The organism is Micromonospora sp. NPDC050686 (assembly GCF_040654475.1).
Taxonomy (GTDB): domain Bacteria; phylum Actinomycetota; class Actinomycetes; order Mycobacteriales; family Micromonosporaceae; genus Micromonospora.
Window position 1 is genome coordinate 1 of record NZ_JBFAID010000135.1, and the last position, 2,205, is coordinate 2,205.

The 2,205-nt window shown below is 68.7% G+C and carries 2 protein-coding genes; both read right to left on the minus strand.

Going from position 1 to position 2,205, the window contains the following annotated elements; all coding sequences use genetic code 11:
- The coding region (locus tag AB0H57_RS32755; RefSeq protein ID WP_357512617.1) for a zinc ribbon domain-containing protein at positions 1 to 1,400 on the minus strand (1,400 nt) is incomplete at its 3' end.
- A gap of 152 nt (positions 1,401 to 1,552) precedes the next feature.
- Positions 1,553 to 2,173 (minus strand): IS607 family transposase, encoded by a 621-nt coding sequence (locus tag AB0H57_RS32760; protein ID WP_357512615.1) that lies wholly within the window; start codon positions 2,171 to 2,173, stop codon positions 1,553 to 1,555.
- Positions 2,174 to 2,205: the final 32 nt, after the last annotated feature.

Genomic DNA, 2,205 nt, shown 5'->3' on the forward strand with positions numbered 1-2,205 from the left:
TTGGTCTGGTGGGTGAGGCCGCGGGCGGCGATGCGCCGCCACGCCCCGTGGTCGCGGTCGCCCTGCCAGCCGCAGGACTGGTGGGGGCAGATGGCCCACTTCCAGCCCGCGACGGTGGGCTGGTCGGGGGCCTTGCAGTGTCGCAGCGGGGTCAGGCAGTGGGGGCAGTGTTTGGAGGTGTTGCGGGCGGGGACGGTGACCACGGCGACACCCGCCTCGGCGGCGAGGTGCCGCATCCGGTCGATGATCTTTCCGCGGACCTGCTGGGACAGCCGCGTGTTCATGGTGCGACCCATGCCCTTGGCTTCCATTGACCGCAGATCTTCCAGATAGATCACGGTCGCGGAGGCGGTGATCGCCTGGTCCACCGTCCAGCGGGCGGCCGCCCAGGCGAGGGCGTCGTTCAAGTTCGAACGGCGCTGCGACACGTGGCGGATCTCGTCCCGCAGGACGGCATGCTTGCCGACGAGTTGATGCTGCTCGTCGCCGCCGGTGAGGCGCTGGTAGTGGTCGGCTTTGCTGTGCAGCCGCTCGGACAGGCGGCGCAGGCGGTGCTGTTTGGCCAGGACACCAGCGGCCCGGAACTGGCCACCGGCCCCCAACGCGGTGACCCGACCGTCCTCATGCAGTCGCAAGGCTCCGGCGGACAACAGCGTGTTCAGCCCCCAGTCCACGCCCAGCGCCACCGTGTGACCGGTGCGCCGGGCCTTCGGCACCGAATGCGAGTACGCCAGATCGGCGCGCACCCCGCCGGTGAGCCGGAGGGTGGGCAGGTGCAGCATCGCCGCGGCGGGCACTGTGGGTGGCAGGTTGATCGGGCAGGCCACCCACGTCCAGTCCCGGTACGAGCGCGGGTCCGCGCGGGTGGGCAACTGCACGCGCAGGAGCGCCCTGGCCGGGTCGGTGTCGCTGCGTTCGATGGTGGCCTGCTGCCGGTCACACGCCGCCAGCAGCAGCATCCGCGGAATCCTCGGGCTGCCTTCGAGTTCGAACACGTCCACCGGCAGACGCCCCTTGGCCTTAGCGAACGTGGCGGCCTGCCGGGTACGGGACTTGATGACACTCGACGGCAGTCCCTGTCCGCCAGGGATCGCCTGGCGTACCTGCTCCCACTGCGCCGCAGTCCGGTTACGCGGATCCGCCGGCCAGGTGGACAGGACACCGGCGGTCACATCGGCACGCCAGACCACCGAACGCAGAGCACGCCCCGCCTGCTCCTGCGCCATCCGCACGATCCGGTCATTGACCCGCACACCCGCAGACGTAGTGACCGTCCAGCCGAGGCGCCGCAACGCCATCCACGCATTCGACGGCAACCGCCGGCCGGCCGCATCCACCCCGCCGGCCAACACCCCCACATCGACGGCGTTCCAGTGCCCACCGACCAGGGCGCCCACCATGCCCGCCACCAGATCAGCACACCAACCGACCCGTGCGGCAAGCACCGCCGCGGACAGGACCTCCCCGGTCTTTTCGTCCACCCCCGTTCGGAGCAGGGCACGGGCGCACGCGGTGCGGGAGGTCTCGCCGTCAGACAGGGGTACGTTCCGGCTCACCGGCCACCAACCTGCCCGTGGCATTGCCCGGACTCGGCCAACAGACGGCGCCGGTTCTCCGCCGACCGCATCCCATACAACCGCCCCGCAAACGTAGCGACGAGGGAAACGAAGTCCTCGAGGATTTCCTCCCGCCCACCGAGCTTCTTCGGATGCAGCACGTCCAAGGACGCGCCGTGCACCGCCAGAAGGTGTTTCAGCCAGCCCACACCGAACCGAGCCAGCCGATCCTCATACACGACACGGACCACCGTGACATCCCCATCAGCGACAGCCCGCAACAACGCATTCAGGCCCGGCCGGTCCTCCCGCAAACCCGAAGACCGGTCACGGAAAACTTTGACGACCTCGCCGGTGGACGTGGCCCGCAACTCACGCTCCTGCGCCTCCAACGAGGACTCCTGCCCGCTGGCACCCGACACACGCACGTACAGGCCTTCCAAACGGACACGCTCACCACCGGTGGAAACCTTCATCGCCTCGACATCAACCGACGAAAACCGACGCTCACGACCCACCCACGTCACCGGAATCTTCCCCGCATCAGCCCACAAACGAAGCGTCACCGGATGAACACCCAAACGCTTCGCCGCCCTGGCCAGCCGAAGAAGTTCCACCCAACCAGCGTATGTCCACTAGGGATTACTAA